Origin of the sequence: Arthrobacter sp. 2762 (assembly GCF_040548745.1) — a bacterium.
Lineage (GTDB): Bacteria > Actinomycetota > Actinomycetes > Actinomycetales > Micrococcaceae > Arthrobacter.
In genome coordinates this window covers 224,493-247,910 of sequence record NZ_JBEPSI010000006.1, presented here as the reverse complement: position 1 = coordinate 247,910, position 23,418 = coordinate 224,493, and the positions used below count along the sequence as shown (strand labels likewise).

The following is a 23,418-nucleotide window of genomic DNA, read 5'->3' as shown; positions in this document are numbered from 1 at the left end:
GAGAACAACCAAAATCAAACTGGAGGAAAAAATGGCATTCGACATCAAGCCGAAGTTCGCAACGTTCGACATGAACGGAACACTGATCAAGTTCGCTATCGCCGACGCGACGCGCGCGGTCCTGGGCGAACGTCTCCCGGCGGAGCTCGCCGATGAATACCTGCAGGCCACCAAGGCATACCGGATCGATGAGTGCATGGGCGATTACAAGCCCTTCCACCAAATCATCGCCAACTCCATGGAACGCGCCTCACGCAGGCTCGGCCTTGAGTACCGCGAGGCCGACGCAAGGGCGGTTTACGAAATTGTCCCCACGTGGGGCCCGTACCCAGGCGTGACCGAGGCCCTGAACCGCCTGGCGGAGGCAGTCCCCCTGGTCATCATTACCAACAGCGACACCGTGCATGCTGAGCGGCTTTCGGAGAACCTCCAAGCTCCGTTCGCAACCGTCATCAGCGCCGAGCAGATGGGCATGTACAAGCCCCGTCTCGGAGCGTTTGAGTACATGTTCGACAAGCTTGGCGTCACGCCCGACGAGATTGTTCACGTCTCTGCGAGCCCGATGTACGACCTGCGCTCCGCATCTATCCTTGGCATCAAGAACAAGGTGTATGTAGACCGTGGCTTCGAACACGACGAGCACTGGCTCGGCTACGAGCGGATCACCGACATTGCCGAGCTCCCTGTCCTCTTCGGCCTTCCGCGTCCTGCTGCTTCGTAAGAAAGACTCGTTTACAGATGAGCGTCACTACGGCGGGCTCGGCTTTGGATCGACTCCGGGCCATGGGCCTGGAGCTTCCAGCCCTTGCTGATAGCCCTTACTACGTGGACCACCGCGCGGTGGGTTCCAGCATCCACATCGCCGGCCAACTGCCTTACAAGGACGGCGTGCTGCTGGGCCAAGGCGTCGTCGGCCGGGACGTGGGGCTGGAGACAGCGCGGGAGCTCGCCCGCCATGCCGCGCTCAATTGCCTTGCTGCGGCTGTGCAGGCCCTGGGAGACCTGGAGCGGGTCCGGATCGTGCAGATGCTGGTGTTCGTGGCCAGCACACCGGACTTCGGCCTGCAATCGAGGGTCGCCAACGCGGCCAGCGAATTGCTCATCGAAGTGTTGGGGGAGAACGGCCGGCACGCCCGCACAGCAATCGGCGTCGCCGGGCTGCCGGCCAACACTCCGGTAGAGATCCAGATGATCTGCACAGCCGCTTAGGCACGGACATGTTGGCGGCAAATTCATGAGGAGAACAGCGTGAACCGTATCCAGGGAGCACTCAACGCTCTGGTCGAGCGGGTCGACACCCCGGCGCCGATCGTGCTGGTGGACGTTATGCAGGACAATATCGACCGCATGCAGGCCTTTGCTGCCCAGCAGGACCTTGATATCAGACCGCATGTAAAAACGCATAAATGCGTCGAAATCGGTCGTCGCCAGGTCAAGGCCGGAGCTGTGGGAATCACCGCAGGCAACGTTGGTGAGGCCGAAGTCTTCGCCGCAGCCGGCTTCGACAATATCTTTATCGCCTACCCCATCTGGCCTTCGGGAACGAAAGGCCTTCGCATCCGCAAACTTGCGGTAACCACCCGGCTGCGGGTCGGCGTCGACAATTTCGCGGCGATCGATGCCCTTGCTGATGCGATGGGATCCGAGGCCGAACGGCTCCAGGTTGTGATTGAGGTGGACTGCGGAGCACGTCGTTCCGGTGCACCACCCGAGTTCGCCGGCGAACTTGCCGCCGCCGCCCGGAGGCGGGGACTGGTGCCGGTGGGCGTCTTCACCTATCCAGGTCATGGAAGCGCCAGCCCGGACGCCCGTCAGCGTGCCGCCATGGACCAGGAAGCCGCGCTCACCACAGCGGTGCGGAGCTTCGGCGCTGTGGGTATCAGCGCAGACGTCGTCAGCGCGGGCTCAACACCCACCATCGAGTACGCCACGAGCAACGTGATCACCGAGATCAGGCCCGGCGAATACGTGTTCAATGACTTGAACAACACCCGGCTCGGGGCCTGCACCGAAGACCAGATCGCCCTGTTTGTCGCCGGCACAGTGGTCAGCGACTGGGTTCCCGATCAGGTCATTCTCGATGTAGGCACCAAAGCACTAAGTCGGGAAGGCAGCCCGCAGATCGGCTATGGCGCCGTCCCCGGCACGTCTGCCGTTCTGTCGAAGCTCAACGAGTATCACGGGTTCCTCCCCCTGCCGGCCGGCGAGTTCCACCCGGGCATCGGCACGGTGCTCCCGATCGTGCCGAACCACGTTTGCCCGGTCGTGGTCAATTTCGAGGAGTACATCGTCACTGACAGCACGGGCACATCGCTGGAGCGGTGGCGGGTGGATGCCCGCGGATTCCTCAGCTGATCGTGGGGGACGGCATGTCCGGCCCCAGCCCGCAACCCAAGAAACATACCGTACAAGGACTGACCACCATGAGACTTGATAAGACCACTGCCGTCATAACCGGCGCCAGCAGCGGAATCGGGGAAGCAGTGAGTTCCCACTTCCGCCGCGAAGGCGCCCGGCTGCTGCTCACCGGCCGCAGGGAGCAACTCGACAGCGCCCAACCTGATGACGTGTACGTCCCCGGAGATCTCAATGAGGAGGCATTCGTCGAAAGCCTCGCCCGCCAGGCATCCGAAGCGTTCGGCACCGTGGACGTCGTCGTCCTTAACCACGGCCTGCAAGTAAGCGGCCCGCTGACGGAGATGGCGTATGAAGATGCCAAAAACGTGCTCCACAGCAACCTCCTCAGTGCCTTCCTGATGATGAAGCATTTTGCACCGTTGATGCCTGCTACGGGAGGCTCGTTCGTCCTGGTCAGTTCACGGTTGGGCATGGTTGGCAAGCCCGATGAAGTCCTTTACTCCGCGGCCAAGGGTGGCCTCATCATGCTCGCCAAGGGAGCTGCAATCGAGTGGGCCTCACGCAACATCCGCGTCAACGTCGTCGCGCCGGGACTGACCGTCACCCCGGTCATCGAGGCATCGTTCCAGCGCAGGCCCGATCCCCAGGCATACCGGGCAGAACGCGAGGGCCAGATCCCGCTCCGGCGCCTGGCCACTCCCGAAGAAATTGCCGACGCCATACTTTTCATGGCGTCCCCGGAATCGTCCTACATCACGGGCGCTGTACTGCCCGTCGACGGCGGCTACACCGCTTTCTAAGCACCGCACCGCCTTCCACTGGCTCACCAACTCCCCACAAAGTAGGACAAAGATGAAAGCCCTCACAGCAACACCCCGAAACGGAGACCTCGGCTTCTGGATGGCCGGACTCGCAGAAAACCGGCCAACGTACCCGCGTTTCGAAGACGAAGGCTCCGTGGATCTGGCAATCATAGGCGGTGGCTACACAGGCCTCTGGGCTGCGTACTTCGCCAAGAAGCTCGAGCCCTCACTCTCGGTGGCGGTTTTTGAGGCGGAACAGATCGGCTACGGAGCCTCCGGGCGAAACGGCGGCTGGCTTTCAGCGATGCCCCCAGGAAACCGGGCCACCTTCGCCCGCGCATCCGGACAAGGGCTGGACGCAAGCCGGGCATTACAGCAGGAGTTCGTGACCGGCGTCGACTCCGTCCTTAACATCCTTCAGGCCGAGGGTATCGACGCGGACCAGCACAAGGGCGGCGCGCTCGTCGCTGCCCACACCAAGGCGGGGCTGGGCCGGCTGGCAGCCCGGCGTGACGCCGACTGGAAGTATGGGTTGACCGAAGACGAAGTCCGCTTGCTCGACCGGGACGAATTCCAGAGCAAGATCAACATCTCCACCGTCCACGGCGGGCTCTTCTACAAGCCCTGCGCCCGCATTCATCCGGCGAAACTTGTCTACGGCCTGGCGGACACCCTGACGTCCATGGGGGTGGCGATCTACGAAAACAGCCGGATAAACAGCATCGACGGCAAAACCCTGACCTTGGCCAGTGGACGGGTCTCGGCGGCCAAAACGTTCATCTGCACGGAAGGGTACTCCGGTCAGCTGCTGGGTAGCAGGGCCTTGATACCGATCAACTCCTCGATGATCGTGACCAAGCCACTCTCCGAGGATGCCTGGCAGCAGATCGGCTGGAACGGGCTTCAGTGCCTTAGCGATTCCGCGCACACTTTCATCTATTCGCAGCGAACAGCAGACGGCCGCATCGCCATTGGCGGCCGCGGAAGGCCCTACCGCTACGGCTCCGGTACAGGGGGCGCCGGTGCCACAGCCCAGTCCACCGTTGACTTGATCTCCACAAAGCTTCGGTCCTTCTTCCCGGGCATCCACCTCGAAGTCGACCACGCCTGGTCCGGAGTCCTGGGCGTCACCCGTGACTGGAACGGCGGCGTGCAGTGGGGCCAGGCATCCGGAATTGGCTCGTCCACCGGCTATGCCGGACACGGTGTTACAGCGGCCTACGTGGGCGGGCGGACACTCGCGGAATTGGCCTTCGAACGGGAAACGGAACGGACCACGCTCCCTTGGGTTGGCTACCGCGCACGGAAATGGGAACCGGAACCCATTCGCTGGATGGGTGTTCACGGCATGTACCGGCTTTTCGGTCTTGCTGATCAGTGGGAAGAGCGCAAGGATTCCACCAAGACGTCCCTCCTGGCCAGATTCGGCAGCAGGCTCGCCGGACTCCACGAATAATGCACCATCCAAGAACCTTCATTTGAAACGCCCTCCGGAGGTACACCATGAAGACCATAAGCAAGATCCAGGCTGCAGCCGCAGGGTTTGCAATGCTGCTGGCCCTCACCGGGTGTGGCGGGGCAACAAGCACCTCCCCAACAGATCCGAAAACGGCCGACATCTCCGAGGGCGTCCAGCCTGACGAAAAGGCCGTGAGCCTGCTGCCCGCGTCCTATAAGGACAAGGGCGAACTGACTGTAGCCATGGACCTGCACTACCCGCCGACGACATTCCTTGCTGAAGACAACTCGACGCCGATCGGCCTGAACCCGGACATTGCCCGCTTGGTGGCAAAGAAGCTCGGCCTGAAGCTGAAGTTCGAGAACACCGTCTTCGACACCATCATTCCTGGCATTGACGGTGGCCGGTACGACTTCACCGTCACCACCATGGCACCAACGCCGGAGCGGCTGAAGGTCCTGGACATGATCGACTACTTCAAGGCCGGCAACTCCGTGGCCGTGGCCGCTGGAAATCCTTTGAAGCTCACCAACGAAACCCTGTGTGGCAAGAACATTGCCGTCACAGCCGGCTCCACAGGCCAACTCAAGCGACTCCCGGCCCTCTCGGAGCAGACCTGCACCTCCAAGGGACAACCAGCCATCAACGCCGTGACCCTTCCCAACGTCCAGGAGGCCCTGACACAGCTGGCATCCAAGCGAATCGACGGCATCCTCTACGACACAACCTCCCTCGCCTGGGCCGAGAAGCAGCAGCCCAAATCGTTCACCATCCTGACTCCCCAGGTCAACGTCGGCTCCAGCGACGTGACGGCTATCGGCCTGAAGAAGGGTTCTCCCCTGACCCCCGCCCTCCAGGCCGCCGTCCAGTCCGTCCTGAACAGCCCGGAGTACAAGAAGTCCCTCTCGAATTGGGGCCTCGAATCCGGTGCCATCACCGATGCCAAGCTCAACTAGGAGACGTGCTCCCCTCATGCAAACCATCAGTCACAGAAGCAAGGGCTTCGCCCGCCCAACAGCAGACACCCTGTTGTTCATGAATGAAGATATCGAGGTGCTCTAAGCATGGACGGAAAACTCGCCGTGATCGGGCTGGGCAGCATCGGCAGCATGGCGCTCTGGCAGGCCTCCCGTCTTTCCGATTCCGTGGTCGGTTTCGAAGCACACACCCCGGCCCATGGACGCAGCGCCGTAGGCGGGGACACGCGACTGTTCCGCATGATCTACCGCGGCAGCCCCGCGCACTACCCCATCCTGAAACGCTCACGCGATCTCTGGGCGGAACTCGAAGCAGAAACCGGACAGGACATCCTCACCCGCTGCGGCGGACTCTCCATCGGCACCACCGATGGGCCATACCTCCGCAGCGTTCTGGAGACTGCCCATACCAATGGGGCTGCCCACCAGATCCTGGGCTATGAGGAAATGGCCGAACGCTACCCGCAGCACAACCTCCGGGCTGACGACTCCGCCGTGTTCGACCCCAACGCCGGGGTCCTACGGACCGACCGGGCAGTAACGGCAGCCATTGCCGCTGCACAAGCCAACGGCGCAACGGTCGTTAACAACACTCCTGTTACCGGCATCCGGGAAACCCGCGACGGCGTTGTCGTCACCTCCGGCGAACAGTCCTGGACCTTCGAGAACCTCATCGTCGCCTCAGGGGGTTGGTCCCAGCGGCTCATGCCTGACTACCTGAAGGCACACACGGAAACCCGCAGGGTTTTCCTGAGCTGGTTCGTTGCCCGCGACGCAGCCCAGTTCACCCCGGAGAAGTTCCCCACTTTCAGCCGGATGTACGAGGACCGCTCCATGTACGGGGCACCCGCCGTGGACGGCGTTACGGTCAAAGCCACCCTCGACGGCAGGGGCACGGTGACGACGGACCCCGATGCTTTCCCCAGAGAGCTCTCAACAGCCGAAATTGCCGACACTTTGGAAACCGTCAGCGAATTCCTCCCCGGCCTGGTTCCCAGCATCATCCGCTCCGACGCCTTCCCGGACCTCTACACCGAGGACCGGAACCCGTTGTTGGGCTGGCTCGGCGGGCCAAGCAGAATCTACTGCGCCACAGGCTTCTCCGGAGGCGGATTCAAAAATGCCACCGGCTTCGGCCACATCGCCGCGTACGAGGCGCTCGGCAAACAATCACTCGATGGCCTGGAATTCGTACGCCCGGAACGGTTCAGGACGAGCTAGCCTCGGTATAATCGACAATCGACAAGGGAGGCGGAACATGGACCGCAAGTTCACGTGGCAGGAACAGCGGATGACGACGCCGGACGGTGTCTACCGTGTGCTCCGCACCGCCATCCTGAATGGAACTGTGCCTCCTGGGGAACAACTGCGCGAGACACATATCGCCGCAGACCTCGGTATCAGTCGATCTCCGCTGCGTGAGGCGCTGACAAAGCTCGAGGAAGAAGGGCTGGTGGTCAAGGTCCCCTTCCGGGGATCCTTCGTTGTGGAAGTCAGCGCTCGTGACGTCGCAGAAATCGCGTCGATCCGGGTACTCGTCGAGACCTATGCTGCCGAGCTCTCAGCCCCAACCCTGCGGGGTCCCGAGCGGCTCCGGCTCAAGCAAACCATCGAGGAACTTTACCGGGCCACCGACACCAACGACATCCCCGCCAGCATTGACGCCCACCTTCGTTTCCACAGGCTCTTCTACGAATTTTCGGGGAATACCGCCCTGCAAAACATGTGGAACGGGTGGGAGAACAAGTTGCGCCTCTACCTGGCGGTCGATCACCGTACCTATAGCGACCTGCACGACATCGCTGTTGAGCACGAGAAATTAGCTGAGCTGGCTCTGGCCGGAGACTTCGATGCCTTCCGCCAGGAGATGGTCAGCCAATTCCAGAATGCTCTCCACGAAGAACCTCTGGAACAGAAGTAAACGGAGCAGGCCCTGCCTTAGTCCACGAACTCCGACTGCGTCTCAATGAAGTCCCAATCCTGCAACGTCAGCACCCCACTGACCTTGTCTGGATGAGGGCCGCCAGCCTCGGCAATATGCTGCAGGACCTGCAACGGGAGTTCCTCGGCACGCAGGTTTTCGCGTAGCCACTCCTTGCTGTCCAAGTGCAGGTCCAGCCACCACATGAAGATTTCCATCGCAGACCACCTTCCTTCGGATTAACCGTAGGCCGGGGTCGGGTCGTCTACAAGGGCTCCCCCTACAGGTGTCGCTGCGTGGGTGCAGGGCTATCGGGGTCTTGTGGGGAATCGGGCGAAGGGCCAATCTGTACCTAGGACGCTGGCGCACAGGTTTCAAGAACCCGTGCCGACGCCCGCTCGCACAAGGGATCGGCGATGGACTGTGACATCGAGCTGGAGATCGATACCGGCTCTGCACGCGGCGAATACACGGTGCACGTGGTCCGTGCTCCGGCGGGAGGCCACGCTTCGGGGATGTTCACCTTGGACGTTGACGGCATCCTGGACCGGCTGCCCCAACTGGAAGCCACCGTTCTTGCCTCCGCCGTGGCTGCCCGGCGCACCATGCCCGTGGCCGAGATGGCAGTCCGCGAAGTTGGCCAGCAGTTGTTCCAGGCTTTGTTCACCCGCGAGGTCTACGGCACGTACCGGGCGAGCCTGGGTGCGGCACAACACGCCGGCCAGCAACTCAGGGTGGTCTTGCGGCTTGCCGCCCCGGAATTGGCAACCATGCCGTGGGAGACCCTCTTCGACCCCGAAACGGAGACGTACTTGTGCCAAACAGAACCCCTGCTACGGCACATCCCGGCCCCCGACTACAACCAGAACCCCTTGGACGTAGCTCCCCCACTTCGGATCCTGGGCATGTCGCTTCACCCCGGGACCTTCCCACCCTCGATGTCGATGCCGAGAAGGACCACCTGAGCAGGGCACTGGCTGGTCCTGTAGCCGAGGGACGCGTGGAACTGGTCTGGTCCAGGAGCGGAACCTGGGACGACGTTCAGTCCATGCTGCTTGCCGGCCCGTGGCATGTGGTGCATTTTGTGGGCCACGGTGATTACGATTCCCGGACCGATGAAGGCAGGATCGCTCTGGTGGGGCCGGACGGCAGGGCCGCGATGGTCCGCGCCGTGCGGCTCATGGCCCTGCTCAGTGTCGCGGCACCACGCCCGCGGCTCGTTGTGTTGAACTCGTGCTCCTCCGGTGAGATGGGGCAATCGGACCTCTTTTCCGGCACCGCTTCCTCGTTGGTCAGGAGCGGGATAGGCGCCGTCGCGGCAATGCAATTCGCCATCAGCGACTCCGCGGCCATCGCCTTCGCCCACGGCTTCTACGCCGCGATCGCCAACGGCCGAACTGTGGACGAGGCAGCACGCGTCGGCCGCATCTCGGTCATGGCCAGCCCGGACGGCACACTGGAATGGGTCACTCCGGCCCTCTACGTCCGGGGCGGTTCCACTCAACTCTTCACGCTGCGTGGCACGCCACGCGCAACGGTGTCGGAAGCACGTTCGACGCCGGCACCCACCTCGGGCGGGCAAGCCGGCCAAGCTACGGTCCCGACGCCGGCACCCACCTCGGGCGGGCAAACGTCAGCCCCGCTGCAGGCCCCGGGAAGCTCCGGCGCGGGAGACGGCGCTGCCGCGAGGGCCGCGCAAACCAACGCCGACCAGGCCATGAAGCGGGCCCAATTGCGCGCCCTTTATGTCCAGGCCTCCGCGGAGCTAAGGGCACGGCGTTTCGAGCAAGCCGTTGAATTGTTCGATGACCTCCTGACCTTGGAACCCGGCTATCGTGACGCCACGGCGCTAAGGGAGAGCGCACAGCATCGGCTGGACATGTCCCGCACCTACCGTGAGGCACTCGCCGCTGAAGAGGCCGGCGATTGGCTGGCCGCGGCGGACGGCTTTGCCTTGGTGCAGGAAGATCAGTTCCCCGAAGCAGCAAACCGCCGGCAGGACTGCGAGCGCCGTCAACGCATCTCCGACCTTCAGGGCGAACTGCGCTACCACTCGTCTTTGGGCTCATGGGGAGCCGTGGTGGATGTGTCAGCCGAACTTGCGACGCTCGATCCGACCGCGGCCGATCCCGACGGACTTGCGAGCGCTGCAAGGGCTGAGATCAAAAAAGCGATGCCACCAGAACCGGAGCCCCAAAAGCAGCCTTCCCCGGAAAGAGGTTCCTACACGGCTGCGGAGTTGCCCGCAGAACCACGGCGGCCAACGGCGACCCCCGCAACTGCACACCCCGCAGCGCGGGTCCCGGCACCTACCAAAGCCCCGGCACCCACCCAAGCGCCGGCGTCGAGCACTCCATCCCCGAAACCGCTGCGACCAGCACTCGCTTGGACACCGCTCGCGTGGGGCGGAGCGGCTTTGGCGGTGGCGGGCGCCTTGGGGGCGTCCATCGTGGTGTTCTTCATGTGGTTCGACGAGACTTACTGGCAGGACAACGGCGGGGATATCGTGCTCCGGATCCTGTACGGCCTGCTGGCACCAGTCGGTTATCTGCTGCTCATGGTGGCCGGGCTGCCTGAACGGACCGTACCAGCGCGTGTTGCGATGACCGGCGTCGTGCTTTCCGCCGCGATCTTTGGGCTCGCCGGCTTGAACTACACGGTGGAAGTGACCGCCGTCGTGGCCAGTTTTATCCTGGCCGCCTTCGGACTTTGGGCGGGCATCCTGGCTCTGAAGGACCCGGCCAGGCGAACGTTTGCGTGGCTCCTCCTGCTGCCCACGGTGTTGCAACCGATCATCTGGATCCAAGGGAAAGGCGTGTTCATGGAGAGCTGGTACATGTCGCAGGCGCTGCCGTTGCTGCTGCATCTGATGCTTCTTTGCACGGTGGGCGTTGTGTTCGTCGTAATGGCACGGCGGCTCCGCACCATCCCTGCAGCCGGACCTGAAGCGGGGCCTGCTGCCAAGGCGGGAACGTCGCCATGAGCCGGCTGGTTGAGTTCACCACCGACGACGGCGGCACGGTTGTTGTGGAGGTCGCGAGCACAGCCGGGAGCATCGTGACCCGGGGTGGCGATCATGCGGGGGATCATTCCGGCGTCTTCGCGAGGGCCCAGCAGACGTTCCAGCGGGCCTTGGAGCATGTTCGGCCCGCCGTCCAGGGCGTGATTGATGAGCTGCTGAGCTTGGAGAACCGGCCTGACGAGGTCAGTGTGGAGTTCGGCATAGACCTCCACGCGGAGGCCGGGGCTTTCATTGCATCGGCCAGCACTGCGTCCAACTTCAAGGTGCGGCTGACGTGGAACAAACCATCTCCGCCCAACTAGGTGTCAGATGAGGGCGTTCTGAGCCCTCAAAACGCCCTCATCTGCGACCTGGTTTGGTGAGCAGACAGCCTGTTCAAGGACACCTTGCGGCGCAACAATAAGGTATGGCTGCGGAGAATTTCAGCGGACGGATTCCTTTGGTTGTCGGCGTCTTGCCAGACCAGCATGTGGAGGTGCTGCAAACGGCCCGGACGCTGGCTGAGCAACTCGGCGTGCCGCTGGTTTGTGCGTACGTGGACGAGGCCAGCTACCTCGTGGAATGGGACCCGGCGCGGGAGACACACCGAATGTCGCTTCATCCGGAGAAGGATGACGAGGACGTCGCAGCTGTTCGTAGTGATCTGGGCAAGGTCATCGGCGAGGCCATGGATGGTGGCTCGGCGGACTGGACTCTGCGGTTGCTCGCTGGAGACCCCGCACGAGCCCTCGGCCGACTGGCCGAGGACATCCACGCCTCGATGATCATTGTCGGAACGCCGGAACCTGGTTTGGGACACCGCATTTCCGAGGCTTTGAACGGCTCCGTGGCGGCATGGTTGAGCCACCACCAACGCCGGCCCGTGTTGATCGTCCCGCAGAAAAAGCCGCAGGAAGCTGCCCGTAAAAACTAAAGCGAAAGTACTTATTCGAGGTGGTGGCAATGCCGTCCCGCCCCACGTAGAGTGATTACTGCAGGACGGCGAAAGCACCTGCTCAAAGACCGCTCCGGAGTGCGTATCCCCCAATAACGCACTCCGGAGCTCTTTGTTTAAGCGGCGGGCCCAGCTACCTGACGAACGTGTACAGCAGCGCCGCCATTGCGAAGCCCACAATGGACAACACCGTCTCCAGGACGGTCCACGTCTTCAAGGTGTCCTTGACGGACATGTTGAAGTACTTGGAGATGATCCAGAAGCCGCCATCGTTGACGTGGCTGGCAATGATGGAGCCGGAGGAAATGGCCACCACGATCAGGGCGAGCTGAGGCTGGGAGTAACCGGAGGCCAGGCTTGGGGCCAGGATGCCACCAGTGGTAACGATCGCCACGGTTGCGGAGCCTTGCGCAATGCGCATACCCGCGCTGATCACGAAGGCGGAGAGGATGATCGGCAGGCCGGCCTGGGCCAGCGAGTCCGCCACAGCCTTACCAACACCGGTAGCCGAGAGAACTGCGCCGAAGAATGCACCGGCGCCAACAACCAGCAGGATCATGCCCACGGGACGAAGCGATGAACCCGTGATTTCGCTGAGTTCGGCGGAGCTCATGCCGCGTCGGATGCCCAGGAGCCACATGGCCAGCAGCACGGCGACGGTCAGCGCGATGGCCGGGTTGCCGAAGAACTGGAGTATGTCCCGGAAGACACCGGGAGGAGCAAAGATGTTGCCGAACGTGCCGCCGAGGATGAGGATCATGGGCAGGCCGATGGCCAACAGCACCAGTCCGATGGACGGCTCGTGGCCGCGGGCTTCCTCGGCCTCGGGAACGATGCGGTCCTCGGGCACGGTAACCATCACACGCTTGCCGATCCACGTGCCCCACAAAATACCGGAAGCGAACCAGGCCGGGATACCGCAGATGAGGCCCATGAGGATGATCCAGCCAAGGTCAACATGGAAAAGGCCGGCGGCAGCAACGGGTCCGGGGTGCGGTGGCAGGAACGCGTGTGTCACGGAGAGGCCAGCCAGCAAAGGAAGTGCGTACAGTGCCAGCGACTTGCCGCCGCGAATTGCAGCGACGTAAACCAACGGCGCCAGGACGAAGATGCCGATATCGAAGAACACCGGGATACCCAACACAAAGCCGGTGATGCCCATGGCGAGCGGGGTGCCCTTTTCACCGAAGATCTTCACGAGCCTGCCGAGCAGCACTTCCGCGCCACCAGAGCGTTCGAGGATGGCACCGAGCACTGTGCCGAGGCCGATGATCACGGTGATGTGGCCAAGGATGCCGGCAAAGCCTTTCTCAATCAGGGCGTCGCTGCTCTTGGTGGCCGAGCCGACCAACGCTTCAACCGAGACCCCACCCACCAAAGCCACGATCACGCCGGTTCCCACCAGGGCGATGAACGGTTCGAGCTTGACCTTGATGATCAGGAACAGCAGGAGGGCGATGCCCGCGCCTGCCAGGAGGAGCAGGCCGGCGGTGTCATGCCGCAGCCATTCGAGGAATTCATTCATGGGGGTTTCTTTCTGGGTGAGTCCTACTTGAGGGTGCCGGTAAACGCGGCGGCACGGGCCGCGATGTCTGCCCAGTTGCCTGCAGCGACTGCTGCGGGCGGGACCACGCTGGTGCCGCAGCAGACTGCGGCAGCACCGGCGTCGAGGTAGCTCTTTGCGTTGGAAGCGTCGATGCCTCCCGAAGGCAACAGGCGGATGCCCGGGTAGGGGCCCTGCAGGTCCTTCAGGTACGCCGGGCCGAGTTGCCGGGCAGGGAAAATCTTGACGACGCCGGACCCCAGGTCAAGTGCCTGCGCCACTTCGGTGGGCGTCATGGCGCCAAGGCTGAAGGGAATGCCTGCGGCCACGGCGACTGCTGCAACCTCGGGCCGAATGCCAGGTGTCACCAGGAACTTGGCCCCGGCGTCGATCGCTGCGCGGGCTTGGTCTGCGGTCAGGACCGTACCAATTCCGACGGCGGCACCATGGTCTGCGGCGGTCTCTGCCGCGCGCTTGACGTGCTTGAGCGCATCCGGGGTGGTGAACGTCAGTTCCACGCTGCGGATGCCGCCGTCGGCCAATGCCCGGCAGAGATCCGCGGCGTCCGTGATGGACGGAGCGCGGACCACGGCAAGGGTGCGGTCGGCTTCAAGCTGCTGGATGAATTCTTCAGGAGTCATGGGTGGTGCTGCTTTCCTTCTCGGGTGAGTCCGTCACTGCTTCGACGCAGGGCACGGCCGGCGCGGGCACCGGTGGGCCGGCCTCCGTCGATCGCTGCTGCGCCGTTGACGAAGACGTAATGGATGCCGCGGGCGGCATGGCGGGGATTCTCAAAAGTGGCTTCGTCGCGGATGGTCTCCGGGTCGAAGAGCACGACGTCGGCCGCGTAGCCTTCGCGAACCAGCCCCCTTTTGTGGAGCTTGAGTCGTGCGGCCGGACGCCCACTCAGGTGATGGACGGTTTCCTCGAGGCTGAGCAATCCAAGATCGCGGGAGTAGTGGCCGAGGTAGCGAGGGAAGGTTCCCCAGGCTCGGGGGTGTGGCTTGGCGCCGACCAGGAGGCCGTCGCTGCCGCCGGTGTGCGTGCGGTGTTTCATGATGGCCTGGACGTTTTCCTCGTGCCCCACGTGCTGCAGGATGCCGGTGCCGAGGCGGTCTTCGGTGAGGATGCGGGCGAAGACATCGAACGGCTCCTCGTTGCTCTCGGCAGCGATGTCCTTGATGGTTTTGCCCACGAGTCCCGCGAGCGCCGGGTTCTGGACGCCGCTGATTTCAAGGGTGTCCCACTCGGCAACTACTCCGTGACAGCCGTCGGATCCGTAGATCTCCACGGCTTCCCGGATGCGGGCGCGGGTCTCGGGGTCTTTGAGGCGGGCAAGCGTCGCTTCCGTGCCTCCGGACGATGCCCAGCTGGGGAGGATCGCGGAGAGCGTGGTGGCACCTGGGAGGTACGGGTAGGTGTCCAGGGTGATGTCGACGCCGTCATCCAGCGCGTTATCGATGAGCTCCAGGAGTTCCCCTGCCCGGCCCTTGTTCTCCGCGAAGTTCATGGTGGCGTGGGAGAGGTGCAGGGCGCATCCTGTGTCCCGGCTCAGGCCGATCATCTCCGCGTAGGCATCCAGTGCGCCCTTGCCGTAGGAACGGTGGTGCGGTGCATAGAAGCCGCCCAGCTCGCCCACAGTCCTGCAGAGGCCAGCGAGTTCTTCGGTCTGCGCGTACATGCCCGGCGTGTAGGTCAGGCCGGAGGACATTCCAACGGCGCCCTCCTCCATCGCCGTGCGGATCACGTCTTGCATCTGCTGCTGTTGCTGCAGGGTGGGATCACCTTCTGCGAAGCCCATCACCATGGCGCGGACGGTTCCCTGCGGAACGAGGTACGCGGCATTGGTGGCAATGCGGCCTGTGGTGCCGTCCGCATCGGTGACCTCGGTATCCAGCCGGTCCAGGTACTCCCCCACGGTCCGCCAGTTCCAGTCGAAGTCCGCCGGGTTATCGTTCCAACCAGCGATTTTCTCCCGGACACCTGTAAGCGTGGCATCATCCACCGGTGCGTAGGACAGGCCGTCCTGGCCCAAAAGTTCCGTGGTGACGCCCTGGCTGAGCTTGGCGTAGTGCTGCCGGTTAACAAGCAGTTGCAGGTCAGAATGCGCGTGCATATCGATGAACCCAGGACTCAGGACCAGGCCAGTGGCATCGATAACGCGGTCCGCGCCGGTTGACGCTGCAGTGAGGGAACCGGCGTCGACGACGGCGGCAATCACGGCCCCGTCCAGCAGGACATCCGCGGGGCGGCGGTCCGCTCCGCTTCCATCCACCAGGATGGCGTTGCTGATAAGGATCTTCATGGCAGGGGTCCTAGAAGAAGGTGTGGATGAGGTCGACGACGGTCTGGTTGCCTGTGCTTTCGGCGGACGCGCTGTCCGCGAGCACCGGGATCACGGTCCACTTATCGAAGGCTGTGCAGGGATGGGACAGGCCCAGCCGGATCACATCGCCGGGTTGGAGGCTGGTGGTTTCGGGGTCGAAGGTCATGAAGCAGTGCTGATCGTTGACCGACGTGATTTGGGCTCCATGCAGTGGTTCCATCGCGCCGCCGAGGACAGGACCGATGAGCTGCGGTTCCGGCAGTCCTTCGTCGAACGGGAGGTCACGCTTGCCGGCGTCGAGGATGGCCAGGCCCGGTTCCGTTTGCGAGACGACCCGCGCCCAACCGTGCATTCCCGCGCGGAACGGCTGGTTCCCGGAGCGGGAGAAGGGCGAGATTCCGCGGTAGAAGCCGTCGTCGTGGATGATGTAGGCGCCGCTTCGGATCATGAGGTCCACAGACGGGCCACCTGTTTCCGCTCCCGTGCTGATGGTTGGTGAGAGGACCGTGACCACGTCGTCGAAGTAGGCGCTGCCGCCCGCCGTGATGATCACTGAACCGGTGCCGTAGAGATCTTCGGCGAGCAGTTCCTCATGGAGGAGCCGCATCTGTGCGAGGTAGCCGCGGACGGCACCCAGTCCGGCGTCGTCGGCTGTGTGCGCGAGCGAGCCTTCGTAGCCGCTGACACCTACCAGGCGGAGATTCGGTGAGGCAGCAACCGCGCGGGCCACCGCCATGGCACCGTCAACGCCCCGGGCTCCGGTCCGGCCTCCATGGGCGCCGAGCTCCACGAGCACATCCAGCACGGCGTCGCTCCCGGCGAGCACGCGGTTGATGACCTCCACGGTTCCCACGGAGTCAACCCAGGACAGGATCGGCGCATCGGCAGTGGACGTTCGGGCCACCCATTGGATGGCATGCGGGTCCGTGAGGCTGTTGGCAAGCTGAAGGTTCCGGACGCCGAACTCCCGGGCTACCCGAAGCTGGGCGAAGTTCGCCAACGTGATTCCCCAGGCTCCGCGTTTGAGCTGCTCGGTCCAGAGCTGGGGAGACATGGTGGTCTTGCCGTGCGGCGCCAACAGCACGCCGTGTTCCTTGCACCAATCGGCCAGATGGTCGGCGTTGGCCTGAAGGGCGGCACTATCAAGCGTGAGCAGCGGCGTCTGGAGATCTGCCAGGGTGTGCTTCGCCGCAAGGAATTCGGCGTGCGTGCTCCCGTTGGCGGTGGCTGGAATGGCCTTGTGCCGCCAATCGAGCTGACGGTCTGCAAGGCCGGCCACGGCGTGTGCCGAGATGGCTTCGGAGGTGTTCACGGTTCATTCCCTTCGCGGGGCTGCGTTTTTGAAGCTGCGGTGTGGGGCTGTTCAGTATGCGATTCTCAGCTGCGTTGCGTATTTTGCAACGCTGGTTGCAAACCTGCTGGTGATATGTCTAACATGGTGGCGGATCGAGAGTCAAGGCCGCTGAGAAGCGCACGAACTAATGGGAGAACGATGCTTTCAGCTGTATGCGTTGGCGAAACAATGGCCATGCTTACCCCTGTCCAAGCCGTTCCCCTTCACCTCGCCACCGAGCTCCACTGCGGAATTGGCGGCGCTGAGTCCAATGTCGCCATGGGACTGGCGGCCATGGGACTGGACACGCACTGGGTTAGCCGCGTGGGCCACGATGGCTTCGGCACGCGCATCCTTGACGAGCTTCAAGCACACGGAGTGGGAGTCTCCGGCGTCGAGGTGGACGAGTCCCGGCCCACCGGCCTCTACGTGAAGGTCCCTGCCCAGGAAACAGACCCCGACGGCGGCAGTTCAGTTTTGTACTACCGGCAAGGTTCTGCGGCGTCGGCCATGGGACGCCCCTTGCTTTCCAATCCCGCTGTTTCGTCGCTGCTGGAAAACGCGGCCCTCATCCACCTGAGTGGCATCACTGCTGCCTTGTCCCCGGAGTGCCTGTCTCTCTTGGAAGCCATGCTGGGCGAACCTCGGAACGGGCGCATCGTCAGCTTCGACGTCAATTGGCGGGAAGCACTGTGGGCGGGCCAGGACCGTTCCGTCCTGCAGCGCTTGGCGAACCTGGCCGACGTCGTGCTTGTTGGTAAAGACGAAGCCGAGCATGCCTTTGGCACCACCGATGAAGCCGAACTCCGCCGTTTGATGCCGGACCCTCAGGTGCTGGTGATCAAGAACGAGGCGATCAGCGCCATTTCTTTGGATCGGAGTGGCACCCGGGAAGAGGTTCCCGCACTGTCCGTCTCCGTCGTCGAGCCTGTTGGCGCGGGTGACTCGTTCGCCTCCGGCTACCTCAGCGGCATGCTGTTTGGGCTCGGCCAGAAGGCGAGCCTCCGCAGGGGGCACGTCGCGGCCGCCTGTACCTTGACTGTTCATGGCGACCGCGGACCGCTACCCGAGGCCGAGGAGCTCGCGGCCATCCTCGATTCTTCGGATGAGGACTGGGCTGCTATCCATGTTGAAGAGGGACATTTCAACACCAGAACCGGAGCGTGACATTTTGAGCCAGAGCCTCATGCGGGCCATCGACCTGCTCGCCGAACTCGCGGCGAAGCCAGCCACCCTTGACGAGCTCTCGTCCAGAGCATCCGTGCACAAAACCACCGTGATGCGGCTCCTGCACGCCATGGAGGAGAAGCGGTTTGTGGTGCGGGACGAAGAGCAGCGCTTCATGCTGGGTTCCAAGCTGTTCGAGCTGTCATCGCTGGCTCTTGAGCAGCGGGACATCCGCAAGGTAGCGCACCCGCACCTCGCCGAGCTGAACGGTCGCACCGGGCACACCGTCCACCTCGCGGCATTTGAAGGGAATGAAGTGGTGTACATCGACAAGTTCGAGTCGCACCACCCCGTCCGCATGTACTCGCGCATCGGCCTGACTGCATCGCTGCACTCGGCCGCCGTGTCCAAAGTCCTCCTCGCCGATATGCCGCGCAGCCGGCAGGAAAAAATCGCGGCGGGGCTGGACTACATCAAAGTTACCGAGAACACCCTGACCTCACCGGAGGCCCTGCTGGCCGAGCTGGAGCAGGTCAGGATCCAAGGCTGGGCCCACGACAACGCTGAGCACGAGGCATTCGTGCACTGCATCGCGGCCCCCATCCGCGACGCCAGCGGCGCCGTTGTTGCCGCAGCCTCTTGTTCGGTACCGGTAGTGATGCTCAGCTATGAAGGCTTGCTGGAGCTGCTGCCCGATCTCAAAGCCAGCACCGAGGCCATCTCGAATGACCTCGGCTGGATCAGCCACGAAAGGAACTCAGCATGAGTGAAAAGAACGTAGTACTGACCGAAAACGCCCCCGCCCCGGCGCACGTATTCTCCCAGGGCATCAAAAAGGGCGGGATGTTCCAGGTCTCCGGCCAGGGCCCCATGGATCCCGCCACCAACCAGTACATTGGCGAGGGCGACGTCCGAGTCCAGACACGTCGCACACTGGAGAACGTGAAGGCCATCCTCGAAGCCGGCGGATCCTCCGTTGAAGACGTCATCATGTTCCGCGTCTACCTCACCACCCGCGATGACTTTGCCGCGATGAACGAGGTTTACGGCGAGTTCATCCGCGAGAACGTGCCCAGCGGTTTGCTGCCGAGCCGCACCACGGTGTTTGTGGATCTCCCGCACGAGGTCATGCTGGTGGAGATCGACGCCCTGGCTGTTACTGCCTAAGCCTGGCTGCGACACCCACTTTCGTTTGCGCCGCAGTTTCGGGCTGGCGACACCTTTATCCAGGCGTCGTCAGCCCGTTTCTGTGACCCCAGTGATTTTGCGCGGCCTCGGCGTTCTCTTGGGCTAGGGAGCCGGGGTTTCGCTCTTGTTCTTGCGGCGGTTTTGGATCCCAAGGATGAGGAAAGTGATGCCCATGCCCAGGAATGCGATCCAGGCAGGGTTGACTAAGACCGCCATGGCCACCGCGACAAGGAGGAAGACGACTCCAACTGGGAGCAATGCCGAACTCCCGTACTTATCCGCTCGCGTGTTCCGGTCCAGCGTGGGCTTTGTGTCATCGCTCATCTACGTGAGGCTACGTGGGCCGGTGGACGGGGTGCAAGCGTTTGGGCGAGTGCCGCCGTCGAGCGTTTTCTTGGGGGCTTGTTTGAGTGTTGCTTCCTGACCCCCATTGACTTTCATAGCGCGTCGACACGCCGCATTCCCAGGCGCGTCGCGGGACCCCCAGTGCCAAAGAAGGTCAGGAAGCCACGCGGCGAACCACCGACGGCGGGACGGCCGGCACCCGCTGGCGCTTGGCATAGATCCTGGCTCGCTGGCTGGACAGGGCCAGGAGCACCAGGATGTCCGTGGCCAAGCCGGACAGGCCGGCCTCAAGCGTGAGGTTGGTGGTCCCCGTGGAGGCATCGATGGCCTGGACCACGATCGAGATGGAGCTGAGTCCCATCGCGATCACTCGAGCGCCGTTGCTGCCAAGGAATATCCGCCAGGCAAGGAATACTTCGCCGAGCCCGAAGACCAGGACGATCGCAGCTATGGCGACGATTGCCGCCGTCGTGGTTTGTGGGTCAAGGTTGGCGTCCTCGATGGTGATGTTGCCGCCCGAGGTCAGCAAAGTGATGGTCAAAGCGAGCGCGGCCAAGGCCCGGATGACCACGAGGAATGCGCCCGTCATAGTGGGTGCGGGACGGCGGTCGCGGCTGTCCGTCTGACTGGCTGGTTGGTCGACGGGGACGGGCCCGCGGCGGGCGTCGATGATGGGCAGATCGCCGTCCGTGGAGATCGAGTCCCCTCCGCCATTGCGCGAGTGATATCCGGTGGAAAAGTCCTTGATGACACGGACGGTCACCGCAGGCTCAGCCTCAGACACCGTCCGCACGATGTGGTCCCGCTCTACGTCGGTGTTCTGCTCGATCTTGTGCGTGATCTGCAGGGTGAACAGCGAGAAGCCAACGCTGCGATCGTAGGTGCCGGCGGCGAGCCAGTCCACCTTGTGCCCGCCGGGCAGCATCCAACCCTCGGGGCAGCGCCAAAAGCGGACGTGGTGGCGTTTGCCGGGGTTGCTGTCCACTTCCTGCTGGTAGGCGAAGTCCTGCTGCCGGTCAAAGAGGTACAACGGGCTGACGGGCGCCTGCGTGTAGCTCTGCCTCAAAAGTGTCGAGCTCACGATGCGCCGGCTGCTGGCGAAGGTCACGTCGTCGGCAATGGTCCACCCGGCGGCCCGCATGATCGCGTGGATCTGCGGCTCGGTGCCGAGAATGGCCACGTTTACCGGGTCGCCGAGCAGTCCGTCGCTGGTCCGGGCCCGGCCGATGAAGTAGCCGGGAACGTAAATGGTGGTCAGGATGCGGTGGAGGCGAGGCAGCAGCAGGTAGGCCAAAAATGCCCAGAACACAAAGGAGAACCACACCTGGCCCCACCCCAGGTGAAAGCTCTCCCCCACCAAAAGGAATGCCAGCCACACCGCAGCGGCTCCACCGAGGACGAAGAAAGCGTGGTCGAGTCGACTGTCCGTGACTCCTCTGTTCGGCGCTTTGTACATTCGGAACTCCCCCTGGGTGCACGTGCCCCTTAAGCTTCACCTCCAGTCCCCCTTGTGTACACAGGCTTGGGCGTTAAGGTTCGACGCCGGAACTTGCCTCGGCGCCCATCGTACAAAAAGCATTCCATTTGTGTCATTGACGCACCATTCCACTTGTGTCATTCTTTTCTTAGAGGGCGTGACCCGCATCACGCAATGACCCGCCAATGGAGAGAACAATGAAGCTCGAACACATCCTTCTTGGAGTCCTGCTGGAGCACCCGAGCACGGGCTACGACATCAAGAAGTACTTGGACACCCATGGCCGCTTCCTGCGTTCCAATACGCAGATGAGCCAGGTTTACCGCTCGCTCGGGAGCATGGAGAGCCAAGGTTGGGTGACCCACAGCGTGGACCCCCGGCCCGGCGCACAGGACGCAAAGACCTACCGCGTCACTGATGAGGGAGCCACCGTGTTCCTCGATTGGCTCACCGGCCCGTACCACCCGGCCAGCCGTTTCCAGGACCCCGAACTCGCTGCACGGTTGTCCTTCGCCGGCTTCATGAGCGCCGAGCAACTCCTCCGGATTCTCGACGTCGAAATTCAGACCCGCCAGGACGAAATCGCCAGGTACCGCAACCGCGACCGCAGGGAACAATGGGCTCCCACGATCGCCTTTGACACCGAGCTGGCCGAATCTGTGGGAGAGCGCCTGCACGTCATGGGCGCGAGCGCCATCGATGCCCACGTGGCCGGACTGATCAGCCTGCGCAAGGAGCTCCTGGATGGACAACTGTCGTCCCGCTCCCTCACCGCAGTACCGGCGGAGCTGCGACCATGAAGGCCATCATTCTCATGTTCGATAGCCTCAACAGGCACATGCTCTCCCCTTACGCGGCGGACACGTTCGTGGATGCGCCCAACTTTGCCCGCCTCGCAGCAAAGACGGCCACGTTCGACAATTTCTATGCCGGTTCGATGCCCTGCATGCCAGCCCGCCGCGAAATGCACACGGGTCGCCACAATTTCCTGCACCGCAGTTGGGGCCCGCTGGAACCGTTCGACGATTCCATGCCGGAGATGCTGGGAAAAGCAGGGGTTCACACGCATCTCGTATCAGACCACCCGCACTATTGGGAGGACGGCGGCGCCACATACCATCCGCGGTACACCACCTGGGAGTTCTTCCGGGGCCAGGAAGGCGACCCGTGGAAGGGTGTAGTAAATCCTACCGACGGAAGCCAAGACTGGCGTGCCGGGATGAAGCGGCAGGACCTCATCAACCGCAGCTACATGCCCACCGAGGCAGACCACTCCCAGACCCAAACCGTGGACGCTGGCCTGCACTTCATAGATACCAACCATGAAGCAGACAAGTGGATGCTCCAGATCGAGCTTTTCGATCCGCATGAGCCCTTCTTCGCCCACAGCAAATACAAGGCTTTGTACGAGCACGACTACGATGGCCCCGAATTTGATTGGCCGGGATATCAAAAGGTCACCGAGCCGCAGGATCAGGTGGAGCACGCCCGCTACGAATATGCCGCTTTGGTCTCGATGTGCGACAAGTCGCTGGGACGGGTCCTGGATGCCATGGATCAGTACAACCTGTGGGAAGACACCCTCCTCCTGGTGAACACGGACCACGGCTTCCTGCTGGGCGAGCACGGCTGGTGGGCCAAGTCTGTTCAGCCATGGTTCAACGAGCTCGTGCACCTGCCCATGTTCCTGTGGGACCCGCGCACCGGCGGCAAGGACACCCGGCGTGGAGCTCTTGCCCAGACGATCGACATCGCACCCACCATGCTGCGCTTCTTCGGCGTCGAACCTACGCAGGATATGCAGGGCCAGGACCTTGCCGCCGTGCTGCAGGACGACAGCGAAGTGCGTGAGGCGGCCCTGTTCGGTATTCATGGTGGCCACGTCAACGTCACTGACGGCCGCTACGTTTACATGCGTGCCGCCGTCGATCCTTCCAACGCTCCGCTGGAGGACTACACGCTGATGCCCACCCACATGCGGTCGCGGTTCTCCACAGCCGAACTCGCGCAATGGGAACCTGCGGAAGCGTTCAGCTTCACCAAAGGACTGCGGACAATGCAACTCCAGACCACCTCCATGATGAACTCATGGGTCCACGGAACCCTCCTGTTTGACCTGGAAAAAGACCCACACCAAACGAACCCGATCATCGACGACGAGCTGGAACTGCGCCTCCTGAAAACACTGGCCCAACTCATGCACGCCAACGATGCACCGGAAAGCCAGTTCCAGCGGCTCGGAATTCCTTTCGATTCCGAACCCACAGCCCAGCACCTGCTGGTCGGCCAGCAAGCGGACAGGGCGCGGCTCGCTTTGGAACCCCTGCCTCCGATCGACAGCTTCGCCGACGGCGGAGCCGCCCTGACACTGCCCCTTCTGGAACTGCTCCAGGACGTCCGCGGCCGCGAAGCCGTGGAGAAGCACCTCCCCGATCTCATCAGCACTGAACTGGTTAACATCCCCGCCCAGCTCAGCCTCTACCAGCTCGCAGCCGTCATCCCGGTTTCCTCGAGCGCCCTCGGGTCCATTGCCGAGGAACTGGCTGCCGTCCCCACGGCGTAACT

24 protein-coding genes are annotated in these 23,418 nt (G+C 63.1%); 17 read left to right on the top strand and 7 right to left on the bottom strand.

Annotated elements, in window-relative coordinates:
- The first annotated feature begins 31 nt into the window (after positions 1-31).
- The 8 genes from ABIE18_RS13520 (at position 32) to ABIE18_RS13485 (ending at position 7,518) form a co-directional block, all read left to right on the top strand.
- Entirely contained in the window at positions 32-721 is a 690-nt protein-coding gene (locus tag ABIE18_RS13520; RefSeq protein ID WP_499723269.1) for a haloacid dehalogenase type II, read from the top strand.
- 17 nt (positions 722-738) lie between these two features.
- The gene (locus ABIE18_RS13515; RefSeq protein WP_499723268.1) at positions 739-1,209 is read left to right on the top strand and encodes a RidA family protein; all 471 of its coding nucleotides are present in this window, start codon (positions 739-741) and stop codon (positions 1,207-1,209) included.
- 39 nt (positions 1,210-1,248) lie between these two features.
- Positions 1,249-2,355 (top strand): alanine racemase, encoded by a 1,107-nt coding sequence (locus ABIE18_RS13510; protein ID WP_499723267.1) that lies wholly within the window; start codon positions 1,249-1,251, stop codon positions 2,353-2,355.
- A gap of 68 nt (positions 2,356-2,423) precedes the next feature.
- Entirely contained in the window at positions 2,424-3,158 is a 735-nt protein-coding gene (locus ABIE18_RS13505; protein ID WP_499723266.1) for an SDR family NAD(P)-dependent oxidoreductase, read from the top strand.
- Between the two features lie 52 nt (positions 3,159-3,210).
- The gene (locus ABIE18_RS13500; protein ID WP_499723265.1) at positions 3,211-4,617 is read left to right on the top strand and encodes an NAD(P)/FAD-dependent oxidoreductase; all 1,407 of its coding nucleotides are present in this window, start codon (positions 3,211-3,213) and stop codon (positions 4,615-4,617) included.
- Positions 4,618-4,664: 47 nt separating this feature from the next.
- Positions 4,665-5,576 (top strand): ABC transporter substrate-binding protein, encoded by a 912-nt coding sequence (locus ABIE18_RS13495; protein WP_499723264.1) that lies wholly within the window; start codon positions 4,665-4,667, stop codon positions 5,574-5,576.
- Positions 5,577-5,684: 108 nt separating this feature from the next.
- Entirely contained in the window at positions 5,685-6,818 is a 1,134-nt protein-coding gene (locus tag ABIE18_RS13490) for an FAD-dependent oxidoreductase (protein ID WP_499723263.1), read from the top strand.
- 37 nt (positions 6,819-6,855) lie between these two features.
- Positions 6,856-7,518 (top strand): GntR family transcriptional regulator, encoded by a 663-nt coding sequence (locus tag ABIE18_RS13485; protein ID WP_499723262.1) that lies wholly within the window; start codon positions 6,856-6,858, stop codon positions 7,516-7,518.
- A gap of 17 nt (positions 7,519-7,535) precedes the next feature.
- Here the strand turns inward: ABIE18_RS13485 and ABIE18_RS13480 are convergent, their stop codons facing one another.
- Positions 7,536-7,736, bottom strand: a complete 201-nt coding sequence (locus ABIE18_RS13480) for a hypothetical protein (protein ID WP_431117256.1) — start codon at positions 7,734-7,736, stop codon at positions 7,536-7,538.
- A 198-nt stretch (positions 7,737-7,934) separates the two neighbouring features.
- On the opposite strand from ABIE18_RS13480, the gene ABIE18_RS13475 reads away from it, so the two are divergent.
- The 4 genes from ABIE18_RS13475 (at position 7,935) to ABIE18_RS13460 (ending at position 11,453) form a co-directional block, all read left to right on the top strand.
- Positions 7,935-8,483: a hypothetical protein gene (locus tag ABIE18_RS13475; protein WP_499723261.1), complete on the top strand. Its 549-nt coding sequence runs from the start codon at positions 7,935-7,937 to the stop codon at positions 8,481-8,483.
- A complete protein-coding gene (locus ABIE18_RS13470; RefSeq protein ID WP_499723337.1) occupies positions 8,480-10,501 on the top strand; it encodes a CHAT domain-containing protein in 2,022 nt (673 codons plus the stop codon). Before ABIE18_RS13475 ends, ABIE18_RS13470 begins: the two co-directional genes overlap by 4 nt.
- A complete protein-coding gene (locus ABIE18_RS13465) occupies positions 10,498-10,842 on the top strand; it encodes a CU044_2847 family protein (protein ID WP_499723260.1) in 345 nt (114 codons plus the stop codon). Before ABIE18_RS13470 ends, ABIE18_RS13465 begins: the two co-directional genes overlap by 4 nt.
- A gap of 104 nt (positions 10,843-10,946) precedes the next feature.
- A complete protein-coding gene (locus ABIE18_RS13460) occupies positions 10,947-11,453 on the top strand; it encodes a universal stress protein (protein WP_431117259.1) in 507 nt (168 codons plus the stop codon).
- Positions 11,454-11,607: 154 nt separating this feature from the next.
- Here ABIE18_RS13460 and ABIE18_RS13455 read toward each other — a convergent pair whose 3' ends face one another.
- From ABIE18_RS13455 to ABIE18_RS13440, 4 genes are read right to left on the bottom strand one after another with little or no spacing between them, the layout of a single operon-like run.
- Complete coding sequence (locus ABIE18_RS13455; RefSeq protein ID WP_499723259.1) at positions 11,608-12,999, bottom strand: GntP family permease; 1,392 nt, start codon at positions 12,997-12,999, stop codon at positions 11,608-11,610.
- A gap of 23 nt (positions 13,000-13,022) precedes the next feature.
- The gene (locus tag ABIE18_RS13450) at positions 13,023-13,658 is read right to left on the bottom strand and encodes a bifunctional 4-hydroxy-2-oxoglutarate aldolase/2-dehydro-3-deoxy-phosphogluconate aldolase (RefSeq protein ID WP_431117261.1); all 636 of its coding nucleotides are present in this window, start codon (positions 13,656-13,658) and stop codon (positions 13,023-13,025) included.
- On the bottom strand, positions 13,655-15,322 hold the full coding sequence (locus ABIE18_RS13445) for an N-acyl-D-amino-acid deacylase family protein (protein ID WP_499723258.1): 1,668 nt from the start codon (positions 15,320-15,322) through the stop codon (positions 13,655-13,657). Before ABIE18_RS13445 ends, ABIE18_RS13450 begins: the two co-directional genes overlap by 4 nt.
- 10 nt (positions 15,323-15,332) lie before the next feature.
- Entirely contained in the window at positions 15,333-16,655 is a 1,323-nt protein-coding gene (locus ABIE18_RS13440) for a type III PLP-dependent enzyme domain-containing protein (RefSeq protein WP_499723257.1), read from the bottom strand.
- A 123-nt stretch (positions 16,656-16,778) separates the two neighbouring features.
- Here ABIE18_RS13440 and ABIE18_RS13435 point away from each other — a divergent pair, with 123 nt between their 5' ends.
- The 3 genes from ABIE18_RS13435 to ABIE18_RS13425 are packed head-to-tail and all read left to right on the top strand — an operon-like array spanning position 16,779 to position 19,010.
- On the top strand, positions 16,779-17,843 hold the full coding sequence (locus ABIE18_RS13435) for a sugar kinase (RefSeq protein WP_499723336.1): 1,065 nt from the start codon (positions 16,779-16,781) through the stop codon (positions 17,841-17,843).
- A gap of 4 nt (positions 17,844-17,847) precedes the next feature.
- The gene (locus tag ABIE18_RS13430; protein ID WP_499723256.1) at positions 17,848-18,609 is read left to right on the top strand and encodes an IclR family transcriptional regulator; all 762 of its coding nucleotides are present in this window, start codon (positions 17,848-17,850) and stop codon (positions 18,607-18,609) included.
- Positions 18,606-19,010, top strand: coding sequence for a RidA family protein (locus tag ABIE18_RS13425; protein WP_216924578.1), 405 nt, complete (start codon positions 18,606-18,608; stop codon positions 19,008-19,010). Before ABIE18_RS13430 ends, ABIE18_RS13425 begins: the two co-directional genes overlap by 4 nt.
- A 123-nt stretch (positions 19,011-19,133) precedes the next feature.
- Here the strand turns inward: ABIE18_RS13425 and ABIE18_RS13420 are convergent, their stop codons facing one another.
- Complete coding sequence (locus ABIE18_RS13420) at positions 19,134-19,355, bottom strand: hypothetical protein (protein WP_499723255.1); 222 nt, start codon at positions 19,353-19,355, stop codon at positions 19,134-19,136.
- Positions 19,356-19,530: 175 nt separating this feature from the next.
- The gene (locus ABIE18_RS13415; RefSeq protein ID WP_499723254.1) at positions 19,531-20,832 is read right to left on the bottom strand and encodes an LssY C-terminal domain-containing protein; all 1,302 of its coding nucleotides are present in this window, start codon (positions 20,830-20,832) and stop codon (positions 19,531-19,533) included.
- Between the two features lie 218 nt (positions 20,833-21,050).
- Here ABIE18_RS13415 and ABIE18_RS13410 point away from each other — a divergent pair, with 218 nt between their 5' ends.
- Both ABIE18_RS13410 and ABIE18_RS13405 read left to right on the top strand, forming a co-directional pair.
- Positions 21,051-21,653, top strand: coding sequence for a PadR family transcriptional regulator (locus ABIE18_RS13410; protein WP_431117268.1), 603 nt, complete (start codon positions 21,051-21,053; stop codon positions 21,651-21,653).
- The gene (locus ABIE18_RS13405; RefSeq protein ID WP_499723253.1) at positions 21,650-23,416 is read left to right on the top strand and encodes a sulfatase family protein; all 1,767 of its coding nucleotides are present in this window, start codon (positions 21,650-21,652) and stop codon (positions 23,414-23,416) included. Before ABIE18_RS13410 ends, ABIE18_RS13405 begins: the two co-directional genes overlap by 4 nt.
- The last annotated feature ends 2 nt before the right edge of the window (positions 23,417-23,418 follow it).